Origin of the sequence: uncultured Merdimmobilis sp. (assembly GCF_902471145.1) — a bacterium.
In the GTDB taxonomy this organism is placed as follows: domain Bacteria; phylum Bacillota; class Clostridia; order Oscillospirales; family Ruminococcaceae; genus Merdimmobilis; species Merdimmobilis hominis.
The window spans coordinates 1-15353 of sequence record NZ_CABRJC010000007.1; the positions used below are offsets into that span (position 1 = coordinate 1).

The window sequence follows — 15353 nt, forward strand, 5'->3', positions numbered from 1 at the left end:
TTTGTCAAGGTTTTTTCGCATAAAAACCCTTGCGGGGGTGGGGGGGTGCGCACCCCCACAAGCCAATTCCAAGATGGAATCTTGAATAGATGGCCTAGGGTCTAAGGGACAGGCATAGCCCCTTGTATCCGAGTATGGGCGTGTGCCCCACAAAAGAAAATAGGCATGACCGCAGGGCAACTTGAATAGGTATCCCTTAGGGGGGCGAGCCTATTGATTCCTACTATCCGCAAAAAATCGGTGTTCTACAATGCCATGCTGCTGACCATTTCGGCCTCGGTGCTGCAGCTGATGGGCTTTTTCTATCGCATCGCCTTGGTGCGGCTGGCCGGGGCCAAAGCGATGGGCATCCATCAGCTGGTGATGGGGGCCTATTCAGTACTGTCGGCGCTGGCACTATCGGGGATTTCCATGGCGGTGACCAAGACGGTCTCGGAGTTCTCCGCCCTGGGCCGACGGGATTTGACCCCATCGGTGGTATCCAGCGCCCAGACCTTATTTTTCATGCTGTTCTGCCTGGCGGGCGTGCCGTTTTTGTTTGGTTCCTATGCCATAGCCGAGGGGATTTTAGGGGATTTGGACACCCGCAAAGCCCTGCTGCTATTGCTGCCCTGTTTGTTTTTGACCGGGTTTGAGAACATTTACAAGTCCTGTTTTCACGGGTCGAAGAATGTGTATCCTCCCATTGTGTCGGAGATCTCCGAGCAAGCCTGCCGGATCTTTTTTGTATTATCCCTCCTCTTGTTGATGCGGCCGGCCGACCCGGCGGATGGAGCGGCACTGATCGTCCTAGGGATGGTGTTCAGCGAGATTGTCAGCGTCACCCTGCTGACCATTTTTTACCGGAGGCTGATCCTGCGCAGGAGCCCGGTTCCCGCCATGGTCCAGAGCCCTCTCCTCTTCCGGATCGCCGGGGAGGCTCTGCCCATCGCGGTTGCCGGGGTGGCAGGCAACTTGATCGGCTCGGCAACCACCGTGCTGATCCCCCGGCAGCTGATCCGGTTCGGGATGGACAGCACTGCCGCCATGGAGGCGTTCGGCGCCGTCTTTGGGATGACCATGCCTTTGCTCACCCTCCCGTCAGCCCTGCTGTTTCCATTGACCACCGTGCTGGTCCCCCGCATCTCCCAAGGGGCGGCCGCAGGCAACCAAGGGGATGTGCGGCGCAAGGCGGGGAAGGCCATCCAGGTGACCGGCTTGGTGGTCTGCCCGGCCACGGCCTTGATGCTGGCGGTGGGCAAGCCCATCTGCACCCTTTTGTATGACCACCCTATGGCCGGGGACCAGATGCTGTTTTTAGCCGTCTCCACCCTATTTGCCTTTTACCACTCTATTTTCTGTTGTGTGCTCAGCGGCATCGGCCTGCAAAAGCGGGCGGCGCTGAGCAATGTGATGGTGGGTGTCAGCCAGCTGGGGGTGGTCTTTTGGCTGCTGCCCCGGTACGGCTTGGCTGGGTTTGCTTTTGGCACTGCTGTCTGCGACATTGTGGGTGCGTTGCTCACCGGGATGTGGGTCAAAGACCGCATCCAGCTTTCCCCCCAATGGAAAAACTGGATGGCCACGCCCTTCCTCTCCGCCGCGTTGGCGGGTATCCTCTGCCGGATGGGGTACCTTAAGGCGATAGCTATGGGGTTCTCTCCGGCGGTGGCGGTGCTGGCGGCTACCGCGATTTGTGGGGTCAGCTATCTGTTGGGATTGCGGTTCCAGGGGATCCGTTTTTCCCGGTATTTGAAGAAGCTTTTGGAGCGGGCATAAGGGAAACCGCCTCCACTCCCATGGGAGTGGAGGCGGTTTTTTACCGGGTAAAAAGCTGGGCAAAACGCGCCACATTTTCCGCAGTGGCGGCTAGATCTTCTTTGGCCCGCAGCCGGGCCTCTTCAAAGGGAACGGCTATCTGGTTGGTGCTGAACACCGCTGAGACCCCCAGGTCGTAGACGGCGCCGATGCCGTCACCCACGTCCCCGACAATGGCGATGACCGGAACCCCGCTGTCTTTGGCCCGGCGGGAGACCCCTACCACCACTTTGCCTCGGATGCTCTGGGTGTCCAGTTTGCCCTCGCCGGTGAAGATCAAATCTGCATCGGCGATCAGCTCTTCAAACTTGACCGCATCCAGCACCACGTCGATCCCCTTCTCCAAAGAGCCGCCCAGAAAGGCCACCACGCCGGCTCCTGCAGCTCCTGCGGCACCCGCCCCCGGAAGCTGGGCGACATCTACCCCCAAATCCCGGATGAGCACCTGGGAAAGGTGGCGAAGGCCCTGGTCCAGTTCCTCCACCATAGCCCCATCCGCCCCCTTTTGAGGTCCGAAGACATAGGCCGCTCCGGTGGCGCCGTACATGGGGTTGTCAATGTCGCACATGGCTACAATCTCCACCCCCGAAAGTTCCTTGGCTAAGCCGGACCGGTCAATCCGCCAGATGTCCCGGAGGGTGCCTCCTGTGGGGATAAACAGCTCCCCGGCCTCGTTGTAGAAGGCCACACCTAAGGCCGCTGCCATGCCGCAGGCGCAGTCATTGGTGCAGCTGCCCCCTAAGGCCGCCACAATCCGAGTGGCCCCCCGGCGGGCCGCATCCAAAATCAACTGGCCAAACCCGTAGGTGGTAGTCATCTTGGGGTTTTTGCGTCCATCCACCATGGGGAGCCCGGCACAGGAGGCAATCTCCACCACAGCGGTCTTACCCCCATCCAACAGGGCGTAGTCGGCGGTGATATCCTCAAAATAAGGGCCCTTCACCTGAGCGCTCACCCGCTCCCCAGGCTGGGAAAGAAGAAAACAATCCACTGTGCCCTCGCCGCCATCTGCCACTGGGATGGAGATGACCTCCGCTTCTGGATGGAACCGGAGAACCTGCCGGGCCACAATCTCGCAGACCTCCTGGGAGGAGATGGTGCCCTTGAAGGAATCGGGGATCAACACTACTTTTTTCATGGCAATGGCCTCCAAACTTGCTGTGTTCTGTGGCTATTATACCACAAAATTTATAGAAGGGAAGAATTTGCCACTCTAGGCTATGGCCAAATAATAACCATAGTTTTTTCGCCATCTTTCCTCTTTTATGCTTTTCATTCCCTAGTAAGATTTTCTTTTACATTCGTCTTCGCAGGCACTCCGCCCTGTGCCTCAGGTTCTAGGGGCCCTCGTGCCGACACCAAACCCGCCGGGGAGACCCCAGTCCCCCTATCGGTGCGCCACAATGGGTGCGCTCGGAAAATCCTTCTTAGAGGCTTCAAACGCCTCGAGCGAAGGATTTTTCCGCTGCTGCGGATGCCCTCGCGAGACTGCAAAGAGTCTATTTTTCTGAGTATTCCCATCCAGGAGCAGGGGGTTTTTAAGGGGGGCCGGACTTCACCTATGTCGCGAGTGGTTCGGCCCTCCTTAAATGCGCTTTTGTTCAAGGCTTTTTCGCACAAAAAGCCTTGCGCGGGGTGCAGGGGTGCGTAACGCCCTGCATAATTGAGGGAAATAGGGGCCTCACCCCTATAATGGGGCGGGGCCTGGAGGCCACAGGAGGAAGAAGGAGAGCAGAAAAACCACAAAAAAGCAAAAAATTTCCGTTAATCCCGTGAATTTGCCTGTTTACTTGCCCCCGGCACAATGCTATACTTTTAAAGAATGTGTAACTCAAGTTTGAGGATTGTGGGAAAGCAAAGGGGCAGCAGTCTCTTTGCTTTCAAACTGTGGGGAAAGGAATGATGGGATGAAGCGCGGATTTGACTCGGAACGGTATTTGACCGAACAATCAAAATTTATCTTGGAGCGGGTGAACAGCTGCAAGAAGCTGTATCTGGAGTTTGGCGGCAAGCTGATGAACGACCTGCATGCCAAGCGGGTGCTGCCCGGCTATGATGAAAACGCCAAGATCAAGCTGCTGCAAAAGCTGAAAGACCAGGCGGAAATTGTCATCTGTGTGTACGCAGGGGATATTGAGCGGAATAAAATCCGGGATGATTACGGCATCACCTATGATTTGGAGGTGTACCGCCTCATCGACAACCTGCGGGATTATGGGCTGGATATCAACAGCGTGGTGGTCACCCGGTATGAGGGGCAGCCCGCCACCCGGGTGTTTATGAACAAGCTCAACCGCCGGGGCATCCGCACCTATACCCATACCGCTACCAAAGGGTACCCCACCGATGTGGAGACCATTGTCAGCGACGAGGGCTACGGGGCCAACCCCTATATTGAGACCACCAAGCCCATTGTGGTGGTCACTGCCCCCGGACCGGGCAGCGGTAAATTGGCCACCTGCCTGGGCCAGCTGTACCATGAGCAGAAGCGGGGGATAGAGGCTTGGTATTCCAAGTTTGAGACCTTCCCCGTGTGGAATGTGCCGCTGAAACACCCCCTTAACATCGCCTATGAAGCTGCCACAGCGGATTTGAAGGATGTCAACATGATCGACTCCTTCCACTTTGAAGCCTATGGGGAGATGGCCGTCAACTACAACCGGGATATGGAGATGTTCCCGGTAATCAAGAGGATCATCGAGAAGATCACCGGCCGGGAATCCCCCTATCGCTCCCCCACCGACATGGGGGTTAACCGGATCGGATTTGGCATAGTGGACGATGAGGTTGTGCGGGAGGCCTCCTGCCAGGAGATCATCCGCCGGTATTTCAAAACCGCTTGCGAATACAAAAAAGGCTATGTAGACAAGGAGACTTTTGAGAGGGTCAGCCTGTTGATGGATGAGCTGGGCCTCAAGGTCAGCGACCGCAAGACGGTGCTCCCCGCCCGCAAAAAGGCAGAGGCCTTGATAGACGCTGGGGCGGAAAGCGCCCATGTGGTGGCCCTGGAACTGGGCGACGGCACCATCATCACCGGCAAGAGGTCGGAACTGATGACCGCCTCCGCCGCCTGCATCCTCAACGCGGTGAAATACCTCTCCAAAATCTCCGATGATATCCACCTGATTTCCCCAGTGGTCATCGAGCCCATCATCACCCTAAAAACCCAAGTGCTGGAGGGCAAAAACGGCACCCTCACCGCGGAGGAGATCCTCAATGCCCTCTGTGTCTGCTGTGCAACCAATCCCATCGCTAAACTGGCGGTGGACAACCTCCACGGCCTGCGGGACTGTCAGGCCCATTCCACTGCCATGCTCTCCCAAGTGGAGGAGCAGCTCTTCCGCAAGCTGGGGGTGGATATCACCAGCGACGCCGAGTACCAGTCCTCCCACCTTTACTATGTATAACCCATAAAAAAACGAGCTCCGGCCGGTTGGCTGGGGCTCGTTTTGCATGCCGTCTATGGGAGGGAGGCATAGGCCGTCTGGGCGTCCAAGATGTGGTAAGGCGGGGTTTGATGATCTCCCGGGGCGCCGGCGGTAATTAGAAGATAGGTTGTGCCATCCTTTTCTGCCAGGCTGGCCAGGCAAAGACGGGCTTTTTGGGTGTAGCCGGTCTTTCCCCCTAAAATTTCCCCGCCGGGGAAGGTGGGATCTTCCAGTTTCTTGAACAGGGTGCTTTGGAAGGCAAACCCCTCTGGGTGCAGATCCGTGGGGGGGACCAGATAGCTGGAGCTGGTGAAAGCCTTATAAAAAGTCTCATTTTTTAAGGCGGCACGCAGTAGGAGGGTGAGGTCTTGGGCGGTGGTTGTCTGCTTGGGGTCATCCAGCCCGCAGACGTTGGCAAAATGGGTGTGGTCCATCCCCAGCGCCTGGGCTTTTTGATTCATGAGGGAAACAAACCCCTCCTCCGACCCGCTGACGTGGATGGCCAAGGCCAGGGATGCCTCCCCGCCCGAGGGGAGCAGTGCCCCATAGATGAGGTCAACGGCCCGCGGATGCTCACCTGGCAGGAAGCCTGCTAGGGAGGCGTCCTGCTCGTAGAGGCCGGGAAAAATCTTTGGAGGGACTTCCACTTGTTCCTCCAGGTTCGGGATGTTTTCTAAGGCAACCAAGACGGTCATCATTTTGGTCAGGGAAGCCGGTGCAAAGGGGGAATCGCTCTTCTTGGCGAGGAGGACTTCCCCGTCCTCCACCCGGGTGAGCAGAAGGTAAGGGCTGTAGTACCCCTTGTGGACTACAGCTGCCTGCTGGGGGAGGAATTCCAGGGCCGACCGGTGTTCCCAGCAGAAAAGTGCGGCCTTGCCAACCACCCCGGCAGTGAGCAGGAGGCATACCAGAGCCAAAAGGGGGAAGCACCCCCACCTTCTGCGCCGCCGATGATGCATTCTCCTCGCCATCCAACTTCCCCCTCTTGCTCCAAAAGCCGCTTCTGCAAGTATTGTACCACCAAAGACGGAAGGATTTTTTTCAGCCGCCTTACAGGGAAGTTACAATTTTCTTAGGATTCATATAAAAATCTTAAACTTCTAAACAGTCATGTCATAAAGGTAAAATTCCAGTTCGCCTTTTTGCCCCTTCATATCGACAAGATGTTTATGCTGCTGTTGACGTATCATGCCCTGGTGTTCATAAAATCCGAAATTACAGCTCGTGTCAGTATAAAGGTAGAAATCGCTAATGCTCTGGCTTTTCATATAGGCTAATAGAGAATGGAACAGCATTTTTCCAATTCCAAGCCCTCTGTATTCGGGGGAAAGGGCAAATAGAGCAACCTCCCCCTTATAGTCCTTGTTGCACTGTTTCAAGAGCTGGTTGTCTATATCGTCTACATTCTTATAGAAATTCAATATGCCTCGTCCCTCTTTGGAAATCAGCAATCCGCATACGGCGAATATTTGATGTAGGCGGTATTTTAACGGACAGTGGTGCTTTTCTATATCCTTTCCCAAAATCAGCCCCGCGGGAACACCATTGACTTCTGCAATCCGCGTATAAGTTTGGTTTGTCAGGCAGGTCGCAAGATAGACCTTTGCCAGCTTACGGGCTGTCTTGGGTGTTGCGAATTTGTCATAGTTCCAAGTTCTTCTTATCACATCTTCCAATGCTGGCAAATCCCGTTTCTTTAACTCTCTTAATTTCACGCTGTTTTCCATATTCTGTAAAACTCCTTTTCTTTTGCCTTCTTCTGGTATATACTAATCGTAAACTATTCAGTAGGTGTAATGTCAAGGAGGTATTTTATGAATCAAGAAACCATGCGGCTTACGACCGCACAGTTTGCAAAATTACACAATGTCAATAAACGGACGCTCCACTACTATGATTATATCGGTCTGTTTTTCCCATGTCATAAGGGGGAAAACGGATATAGATATTACGACTATTCCCAGAGCATAGATTTTGAATATATCCGTATGCTGAAAGAAATCAATCTAAGCATTGAGGAAATCAAAGATTTTATCCATTCTTTCGATGAACAGAAATTCCTTGAAACTGTTTCGCGCAAGCAAAAGGAAATTGACACGGAAATTCGAAAGTTGAAAGCAGTCAAATCAGTTCTGAACCAAAAAAGGGAACATCTTCTGCTCTGTCAGCAAATCAGTGATATGCATATAGAAATAGCCGACTTAAAAGAAGAATACCTGTTGACCGTCCCTTATGAATTTGAGGAAGATAGCCCTATAAAAGTCTTTAAATATATACAGAGTGTCTGGTCGCCAGAGCAATATCGAGCAGGTGTAGGGAGTTACCTTTCCCTTGATAAAATACAGGCAGGAGAGTTTAATAAATATGACGGCCTATACACCGTGATAACAGAGCATAGGAAGAAAAACGGTTTTATGACAAAGCCAAAAGGAGCGTACCTGTGCGGTTATCTGAAAGGTGGGTGGGGCAGGCTTCCAGAGCTATATAGAAAAATGTTAAGCTATGCCGACGAGCATAAACTTAGGCTTATAGGATATTCCTTTGAACGTGATCTTACCGACTATACAATTGCCAGTGAAAAGGAATATATCACACAGATAATGATTAAAATTGGTAACAACATTTAGGAAATGATATACACCTTATTTTGCTCAAATTAGAAAAAAGAAGGGGAAACAATTGTCCTTTGAGGGCCGGCGCGCTATAATAAACCATAGAAAAAACGGCAGGGCCAATCCCTGCCCATCCCTTGAGAGGAGGCTCCTTATGGATATTCACTACCGGCCTGGGCTGCGGGCGGTCAAAAGCGCACTGGCGGTATTTCTCTGTTTGCTGGTCTCCATCCCGCTGCATCGGGAGAGCCCTTTTTTCTCCTGCATTGCATCCATTGTCTGCATGCAGCCCACTTGGGAGAAGAGCCTGCGCACCGGATTCCACCGGTTTTATGGCACCGTCCTCGGGGGGACGGCCGGGTACCTTTCTCTGGTTCTCTTCGATCTGCTGCCCCACTACCGGGAGGGGCTGTATGTAGTCATCCTCCCTTTGGGGGTACTGGCCCTCATTACCCTTTGCAATGTGCTGGGGATTAAGGAGTCCTCCTCCATCTGCTGCATCGTGTTTCTGGCAAACACCGCTAACTTCAAACCCATTCCCGAGGCCTTACCCTATGTCTGCAACCGGGTGATTGAGACCACCATCGGCATTGTAATCGCTGTTCTGGCCAACCGGTATGTCCGGCTTCCGCAAGGGGAGGCTCAACAAAGCCACCAATCATAAGAAAGCGGCCTGCCCATCGCCGGGCGGGCCGCTTTTTTCTAAGAGAGGGGGAGAACGGTGCAGGAGAGGTATTGGAAGGATCCCCCTTCCACCTTAACGGTGAGGGTATAGGCCCGGATGGGCAAGGAATCCCCGGTGGGCTCCTCTCCATAAGCGGAGAAGGTGAGGCGCAGGACGCCGCCATCCAAAGGTTCCACCTGGTCCAGGGAGAAGGCCGCTTCCCCAGAAAAATCCAGGGCGGGCAGCAGGTAAACCTCCTCTTCCTCCCGGTAGAGGGGGGACCCCCGCAGGAGGCCCTCCGGCAGGTCGAAATACCGGCCCATCATCCCCTCCAGGTAGGCGGCAGGGACTTGGTAATTCTGCCCCTCGTTGTCCCAGAAGAGGGTGTAGTCGGCCTCCTCATCCAAGGAGGGGAGTCCGGCGGCAAAGCGAAGGAGGCCGTCCAGGGGCAGATCCCCGGGGCGTGACCAGCTCTCCCCAGTCAATAGGCCGGAAAAGGCTAAGGGATGGATATAGCGGGCCAGGTACCAGGCATCGCTCCCCTCCTCATACTGAGTGTATAGGGGCCCATCCGGTGGCGGTGGGTTGAGGGAAAGGAGGTAGTCCAGTTCCTCGGCATAATCGTAGGCAGTGGGTTCTTCCCCTTCCCTTGGGGTGTCAAAGAACACCGCTTGGGCGAGGGGGGCCTTTTTGCCTTTGAACACACATAGGTAAGCCCCCTTGTACAGGGTGGCGGAGGCAAACTCCCCGCCCTCCAGCCGCAGGTCGATGCGGGAGACCTCTATGGGGAGAAAAGCCTTTTCCCGGGAGCTGGTGTGCCCCCAGTTGATTTCCCCGTAGACCACTGTGTTGTTGCCCAGGATTTCATAGTTGGCCGAAATGGCCATCTCCGGCTGGCTGTCAAAATAATAAGGAGAGAGGACAGTAAAGGCATTTTCCCCTTTTACGAGGTGGTAGAACCGCTTGGAAACCGCCCCGGCATCGTCGGTCAGCTGGACCAGGGCGTAATACTCCGGCGGCTGTGGGGCGGGCTCCAAGGCAAGGATTTCCACCGTATCCGCATCGGAATGCTCCTTGATGGCTTTGGCGGCGTTTTGCAGCACCAGCTGGGGTTTCTCCTCCTTCTGCTCCCCCTGGGAACAGCCGGCCAGCAAAAGGGTAAAGGCAAGGGCGAGGGCAAGAATTCGTTTGATCAAAGGGAACCCCTCCTTTCGGGGGATGGGAGATTACCCGCCTTTTAGCAACGCGGCAGCGGCGGGATAGGTGGGCATCAGCTGCCTGACCAGGTCGTAAAACCGGGCAGAGTGGTTGGGCACCGCCAGGTGGGCGTACTCGTGGATGACCACCCCTTGGATGGCCAGTAAGGGCAGGTGGATGAGCCGGGTGCTGAGGGTAATCCGCCGCTTTTGAGGGGAACAGCTGCCCCAGCGGGAGGTCATCCGGCGGAAGGAGACCACCGGCGGAGTTGGGGCAAGAAAGGTAGGGGAGAGGGCCTCCACCTCCCGGCACAAGGGCAGTATCACCGCCCGGCACTGGGCGGCCAAAAAATCATCCAGGGCTTTGCGTGGGTTCTCCGAAGGCAGAAAAAGGCTGTCTCCCCGCAGGGCAGCAGCCCCATCCCACAGATGGAGGGCCACAGATTCTCCTAGAAAGAGGATGACGTCCCCTTCGGCGGGGCAGTTGGGAAGGAAAAACCGGCTCTCCCGGCTTTGCTGGCGGGCCAGGGAGGATTGGATCCACCCTGCCCGTTCGGCCACCATCTGGTCACAGTGGGCGAGAGGAACCCGCGGCCCGGCGGAGAGGCGCACCTCACCGCCAGTGATCCGCAGGTTGAGGTTTTTCACCTTTTTCCGGGTCAGGGTATAGGAAATTTCCCCAAGGGGGGTGCAGACCCGCCGCAGCTGGGGCATCAATCCAGCACCCCGTCGGCCAGCAGGATGTCCTCCAGCAGGTCGGCGGTGGTTTTCAGCAGTTCTTGGCAGTGGTGGGGGCAATCGGCATAGCGGGTTTTCAAGTCGGCACAGTCGCAGGAGCCGAATGCACGCTGGAACCCCTCCACCAGCTGGACCGTCCGGGGTTTCAGCTCCGGGGTCTCTTTGCCATATTGGCCGTTGGGGACCGACACCAATCCCAGGACGGCGTTGGCCCCGCAGAGGGCGCCGCAGGTCCTGCCAGTGGAAAGGCCGCCCCCAAAGCCGCCCAACAGCTTGACCGCCTGGGCGGGCAGGTCAATCCCATGGGTTTTGCAGAAGGCTAGAAGCATGGCTTCGGCGCAGTTGTTGCGGCAGCCTTGGCCGTAAAACTCCGGCACGGCGTCCCGTGTTCTGGCTGGGGCTTCCACCCCTAAGAGGGGGTACAGCTCCTCCAGGGAGTGGATCTCATAGGTGGGGGAATAGTCCCCGGAGCGGGGCTTGGAGTGGGGGTTGAACCAACAGCAGTCGATGCCGTACTGCACCGAGCCCCGGATGTCGGCGGTGAGGGAATCCCCGATGAGCAAAAGGCCGGAGGGGTCCTGGAAGCCGCAGGTTTCCATCATGTAGTCAAAGTACCGGCGGGAGGGCTTTTCCGCCCCTGCGTCCTCCGAGACAATGACCTGGTCGAAGTAGGGGGCCAGGCGGGAGGCCTCCATCCGCCGGTGTTGGGCCCGGGAGACCCCGTTGGTCACCAGCACCAGCTTGTACTGCTTAAAGAGGGTTTTCACCACCTGTAGGGCCCCGTCAATCCGGGCGGCGCAGAGGGCTAGGTTGTCCAGATAGGCGGTGTTGAAAGCGGCGGGATCGGCCTTCAGCCCATATTGGGCAAACAGGTCCTGGAAGCGCTTGACCACCAATTGGGGCTTTTGAATTTTCCCCTCTTCCAGCTGTTCCCACAGGGCGCTGTTGATGGCATGGTAGGTTTTCTTCATCTCCGGGGTGAGATCCAGGCCGAATTCCCTGCCGGTGTAGAAGAAGGAGTACTCCTCCGCCTTCTCAAAGTCCAAAAGGGTGCCGTCGGCGTCGAACAATAAGGCAGTGTATGGTTTCATGGAAAAAGCCTCCAATCAAAAAGTCGGTGGGTGTATCTTTCATTATAACAAAAAGGGCCCCCCACCGGGAGCCCTTTTTGGAAAATACCTATTTGGCGTAGTTGTCAAAATACCCCTGCACCAGGACGATGGGGGTGCCCTTGTCGCCGCTGCCGCTGGTCAGGTCGCACAGAGAGCCGATCAGGTCGGTGATCCGGCGGGGGGTGGTGCCCTGGGACTCCATAGAACCCTTCAGGTCGCTGGCCTTGCCCCGGATGTACTCGGTGATGGCGGCCTGAAGCTCCGCGCCGCTCAGGTGGGCGAAGTTGTTGTCGGCCAGGTATTTCAGCTTCAGTTCGCTGGGCACACCGGTGAGGCCGTCGGTGTAGGCGGGGGAGACCACCGGGTCAGCCAATTCCCAGATCTTGCCCACCGGGTCTTTAAAGGCGCCGTCGCCGTACACCATGACCTCCACGTGTTTGCCGGTGCGGGTGAAGAGGGAAGCCTGCACCTGCTCCACAAAGTCCTGGCAGTCCCGGGGGAAGAGCTTGACCGTCTCCTCAGTGGCTTTGTTGGAGCCCAAAAGGCCGTATTTTTCATTGCAGCCGCTGCTGCCCACTGGGGCGTTTAGAATCTCATCCAAGCCCAGGGTCAGCTCTGCGCCGGCTGCCTGGAGCAGGCGTTTGGTGCGGGCGCGGGAGTGGATGTCGCAATGGATCACTTTTTTGGCGTAGGGGAGGATGGCCCGGCAGTCGTTGGCGAAGAGGATCTGCACCTCACAGCCCATCTCCTCCACCAGGGATTTGTAATAAGCCACATAATCTACGCCGGTGAAGGGGTGGAGGTTTTCGCCGAACAGGCGGCGGTAGTCCCCTTCGGTGAGGACGTCGTTCCAGGGGTTGATGCCTTTTTCATCCAGCTGGTCCAGGCTGACCAGGTGGTTGCCCACCTCATCGGAGGGGTAACTGAACATCAGGACCATCTTTTTCAGGCCCTTGGCAATGCCCTTGAGGCAGATGGCGAACCGGTTGCGGCTGAGGATGGGGAAGATAACCCCCACTGTGTCATCCCCGCATTTCTGGTGGACGTCGGCGGCGATGTCGTCGATGTGGGCGTAGTTGCCCTGGCTCCGGGCGACCACAGCTTCGGTGACGGCGACAACGTCTTTGTCCCGCAGGGAGAAGCCCTCCGATTCGGCTGCGCCGATCACCGAATCGGTCACGATTTTGACAAGGTCATCCCCTTGGCGGATAATGGGTGCGCGCACGCCCCGGACAACGGTACCAACCATTCTTTCCATAGCGAATGCTCCTTTTTATGGGTCATTTGATCCTAGTTTTTGTCGGAAAAAGGGGACGGGGTGACGTCCCGACACCCAGTATAATACGAAATTGAACATAAATAAAGTATATATTATTGATATTGCGCATAAGTTTACCTTATGATTGAAAAATGGCCCCGTTTTTTCGGTGGGAACTGCTAAAAGCTAGGGGAGTAAATTTGTACAACCCTCTGAAAGAAGAAAATTTTAACGGAAAAATTCTCTGTTTTTGCAAAAGACATGCAAAATTGGCGCACTCTTTAGATGAAATGGAAACCAAAGGATGTGGCATACCGCCCATAGAACCTTTTTTAGTAAAGCGTAAAGATAGGAGGTTTTATCATGAATCGACTGGTCGCTTCTTTTGCGGCGCTGCTGTTGGCGGCGTCGGTGTTCGGAGGCTGCACCCCGAAAGAGACCCCGCCCCAAGGGGAGCCCTCCGGAAGCAGTTCCCAGGTGGAGGAGAACAACAGCTCCCAGGAGGATTCTTCCAGCAGACGTTTGACAGTGGCGGATGCCGCTCTCTACCGCGGGGAGGTCCGGGGCCTGGACGAAAACGGGTTCTACCTGGTGCAGGTGCCCGGCCGGGATTACGGCGATGGGATTGTGCGGTTCTCCATCGGGGAAGGCACCAAGTTCAGCTTTGACCGGGAAACGTTGGAGGAAGGGCAGTACCTGGAGGTCTACTACAGCGATGTCCAGGAGACCTACCCGCCCCAGACCGAGGCCATTGCAGTCAACCGGCTCCCCGATGCGGCGATGTCGGTCTTCAACGGCGAGGTGGTGGAGGTGACCGAAAAAGAGGATGGCACCACCGACCTTTTGATGAAGCGGATCGGCGGGGAAGGCACGGACGAAATCCTCTTCCACATCGGGGAGTCCACCCAGGTGTATACCAATGAGATTCAAGTGGGAAGCCAGCTGAGCATCCTGTTCAATGGCGCGGTGACCCTCAGCCTCCCCGGGCAGGCATCCGCCTGGGAAGTTGCCCCTTACACCGTAGAGAAGTCCGAGGACTACACCCAGTGGATTGGGAGCAAATAATCTATACCGTACAACATTCCATTAAAGCTGCCGGCTGGGGCTGTTCCCGGCTGGCAGTTTTTTCGTTGGCGACAGCCCTCCGCTGGGGAAAATGGCCATTTTCAGAGGAAACTCCATTTCCCTGGCAAATTCCGCCCAAAGGGACAAGAATTTTCCCCCCCGGCGATTGCGGACAAGCCAAAAACTGTGTATGATAGAAGAAGCCTTAGGAAGGGAAGGAGAACACAATGGAAGGAACAAACCTCAATTACATAGAGCGCACTTGGGCGGAGATCAACCTGGACAACATGATTGAATCCGCCCGCATCGTCCGGGAAGAGCTGCTTCCGGATTGCAAGTGGATGGTGGTGTTAAAATCCAATGGCTACGGCCACGGGGCCGCCACGATGGCACCCATCCTGGAGCGGGAATGCGGCGCCGATTGGTTTGCTGTGGCCTGTTTGGCCGAGGCCATTGAGCTGCGCCAGGCCGGGGTGGAAAAACCCATCCTGATCCTGGGCCTGACCCAGCCGGAATACGCCGGGCTGCTGCTCAAATACGATCTGACCCAGACCATAGGAGACCTGGATTATGCCAAGGCCCTGTCTGCCCAAGCGGTGAAGGCCGGGGGGACGGTCAACTGCCACATCAAAATCAACACCGGTATGAACCGGCTGGGGTTCAACAGCACCGACGACCCCGAGGAGACCCTGGCAGAGCTGGAAAAAATTGTAGAAGCACTGGGCTTGCCCAATCTGACCTGTGATGCCCTCTATTCCCACCTGTACAACTCCACCGTTTATGACGATGCCGGCCGGGAGGAGTGCTATGGACAGTACAACCGATTCATCAAGATGCGCTACCTCTTGAAGCAGCGGGGATACACCTTCCCCAACTGCCACATCTGCAACAGCGGCGGGGTGATCAACTACCCAGAGATGAAACTGGACATGTGCCGCACTGGAAGCCTGGTCTGCGGGGTGCAGCCAGGGGAAATGCAGCTGCGGTACCCCGCCTTCCGCCATGTGCTGGAATTGAAAACCCGGGTCGCCCTCCTGCGGGAGGTCAAGAAAGGGGAGTGCGTGGGCTATTCCTCCAACTTTATCGCCGGGGTGGATATGAAAGTCGCCGTGGTCTCCTGCGGCTACACCGATGGGTATATGCGCTGCAATTCCAACCGGGGGATGGTTCTCATCCGGGGGCGGCGCTGCCGGGTCATCGGCAACATCTGTATGGATATGATGATGGTGGACGTCTCTGACATCCCAGATGTGGAGGTAGGGGACATCGTCACCGTCTACGGCAGGGATGGGGAGGAGTACATCCCCTGCGCCGAAGCCGCTGAAATCGCCGGCACCATCGAGCCGGAGATCACCACCGTCATCGGCCGCCGCGTCCCCCGGGTCTACCTGCGGGGCGGCAAGGTGGTCAAGGTGGATGATTATCTGCTGGGCGGCAGATTTTAAGGGGTACGGATCCCCAACAAGGAAGATAGAGGTGTTTTGAG

13 protein-coding genes are annotated in these 15353 nt (G+C 56.2%); 6 read left to right on the top strand and 7 right to left on the bottom strand.

Annotated features, from left to right (window positions below; translation table 11 throughout):
• Positions 1–213: 213 nt before the first annotated feature.
• Positions 214–1755, top strand: a complete 1542-nt coding sequence (locus RDQ42_RS04960; RefSeq protein WP_231358034.1) for a polysaccharide biosynthesis C-terminal domain-containing protein — start codon at positions 214–216, stop codon at positions 1753–1755.
• 40 nt (positions 1756–1795) lie between these two features.
• Here the strand turns inward: RDQ42_RS04960 and RDQ42_RS04965 are convergent, their stop codons facing one another.
• Positions 1796–2932 carry a glycerate kinase gene (locus tag RDQ42_RS04965; RefSeq protein ID WP_231358035.1) on the bottom strand — a complete coding sequence of 379 codons (1137 nt, stop codon included), beginning with the start codon at positions 2930–2932 and terminating at the stop codon, positions 1796–1798.
• Between the two features lie 769 nt (positions 2933–3701).
• Between RDQ42_RS04965 and RDQ42_RS04970 the strand changes: the two genes are divergently transcribed.
• A complete protein-coding gene (locus RDQ42_RS04970) occupies positions 3702–5201 on the top strand; it encodes a DUF1846 domain-containing protein (RefSeq protein WP_231358036.1) in 1500 nt (499 codons plus the stop codon).
• A gap of 53 nt (positions 5202–5254) precedes the next feature.
• Here RDQ42_RS04970 and RDQ42_RS04975 read toward each other — a convergent pair whose 3' ends face one another.
• Positions 5255–6139: a D-alanyl-D-alanine carboxypeptidase family protein gene (locus tag RDQ42_RS04975; RefSeq protein ID WP_231358037.1), complete on the bottom strand. Its 885-nt coding sequence runs from the start codon at positions 6137–6139 to the stop codon at positions 5255–5257.
• A gap of 183 nt (positions 6140–6322) precedes the next feature.
• Positions 6323–6949, bottom strand: coding sequence for a GNAT family N-acetyltransferase (locus RDQ42_RS04980; protein ID WP_054331454.1), 627 nt, complete (start codon positions 6947–6949; stop codon positions 6323–6325).
• An 87-nt stretch (positions 6950–7036) separates the two neighbouring features.
• Between RDQ42_RS04980 and RDQ42_RS04985 the strand changes: the two genes are divergently transcribed.
• Both RDQ42_RS04985 and RDQ42_RS04990 read left to right on the top strand, forming a co-directional pair.
• Positions 7037–7849, top strand: a complete 813-nt coding sequence (locus RDQ42_RS04985; protein ID WP_231358039.1) for a MerR family transcriptional regulator — start codon at positions 7037–7039, stop codon at positions 7847–7849.
• Between the two features lie 139 nt (positions 7850–7988).
• Positions 7989–8498, top strand: coding sequence for an aromatic acid exporter family protein (locus RDQ42_RS04990; protein WP_231358040.1), 510 nt, complete (start codon positions 7989–7991; stop codon positions 8496–8498).
• Between the two features lie 38 nt (positions 8499–8536).
• On the opposite strand, the gene RDQ42_RS04995 is transcribed toward RDQ42_RS04990, so the two are convergent.
• The 4 genes from RDQ42_RS04995 to RDQ42_RS05010 form a co-directional block, all read right to left on the bottom strand.
• Complete coding sequence (locus RDQ42_RS04995) at positions 8537–9694, bottom strand: hypothetical protein (RefSeq protein WP_231358041.1); 1158 nt, start codon at positions 9692–9694, stop codon at positions 8537–8539.
• Between the two features lie 30 nt (positions 9695–9724).
• Positions 9725–10408 (bottom strand): M48 family metallopeptidase, encoded by a 684-nt coding sequence (locus RDQ42_RS05000; RefSeq protein ID WP_231358042.1) that lies wholly within the window; start codon positions 10406–10408, stop codon positions 9725–9727.
• Positions 10408–11523, bottom strand: coding sequence for a YjjG family noncanonical pyrimidine nucleotidase (locus tag RDQ42_RS05005; protein ID WP_231358043.1), 1116 nt, complete (start codon positions 11521–11523; stop codon positions 10408–10410). The genes RDQ42_RS05000 and RDQ42_RS05005 overlap by 1 nt, the downstream gene beginning before the upstream one ends.
• Before the next feature lie 88 nt (positions 11524–11611).
• A complete protein-coding gene (locus tag RDQ42_RS05010) occupies positions 11612–12802 on the bottom strand; it encodes a coenzyme F420-0:L-glutamate ligase (protein WP_231358044.1) in 1191 nt (396 codons plus the stop codon).
• A gap of 363 nt (positions 12803–13165) precedes the next feature.
• Between RDQ42_RS05010 and RDQ42_RS05015 the strand changes: the two genes are divergently transcribed.
• Positions 13166–13867, top strand: coding sequence for a hypothetical protein (locus RDQ42_RS05015; protein WP_054331463.1), 702 nt, complete (start codon positions 13166–13168; stop codon positions 13865–13867).
• 227 nt (positions 13868–14094) lie between these two features.
• Positions 14095–15312: an alanine racemase gene (gene alr, locus RDQ42_RS05020; protein WP_231358046.1), complete on the top strand. Its 1218-nt coding sequence runs from the start codon at positions 14095–14097 to the stop codon at positions 15310–15312.
• Positions 15313–15353: the final 41 nt, after the last annotated feature.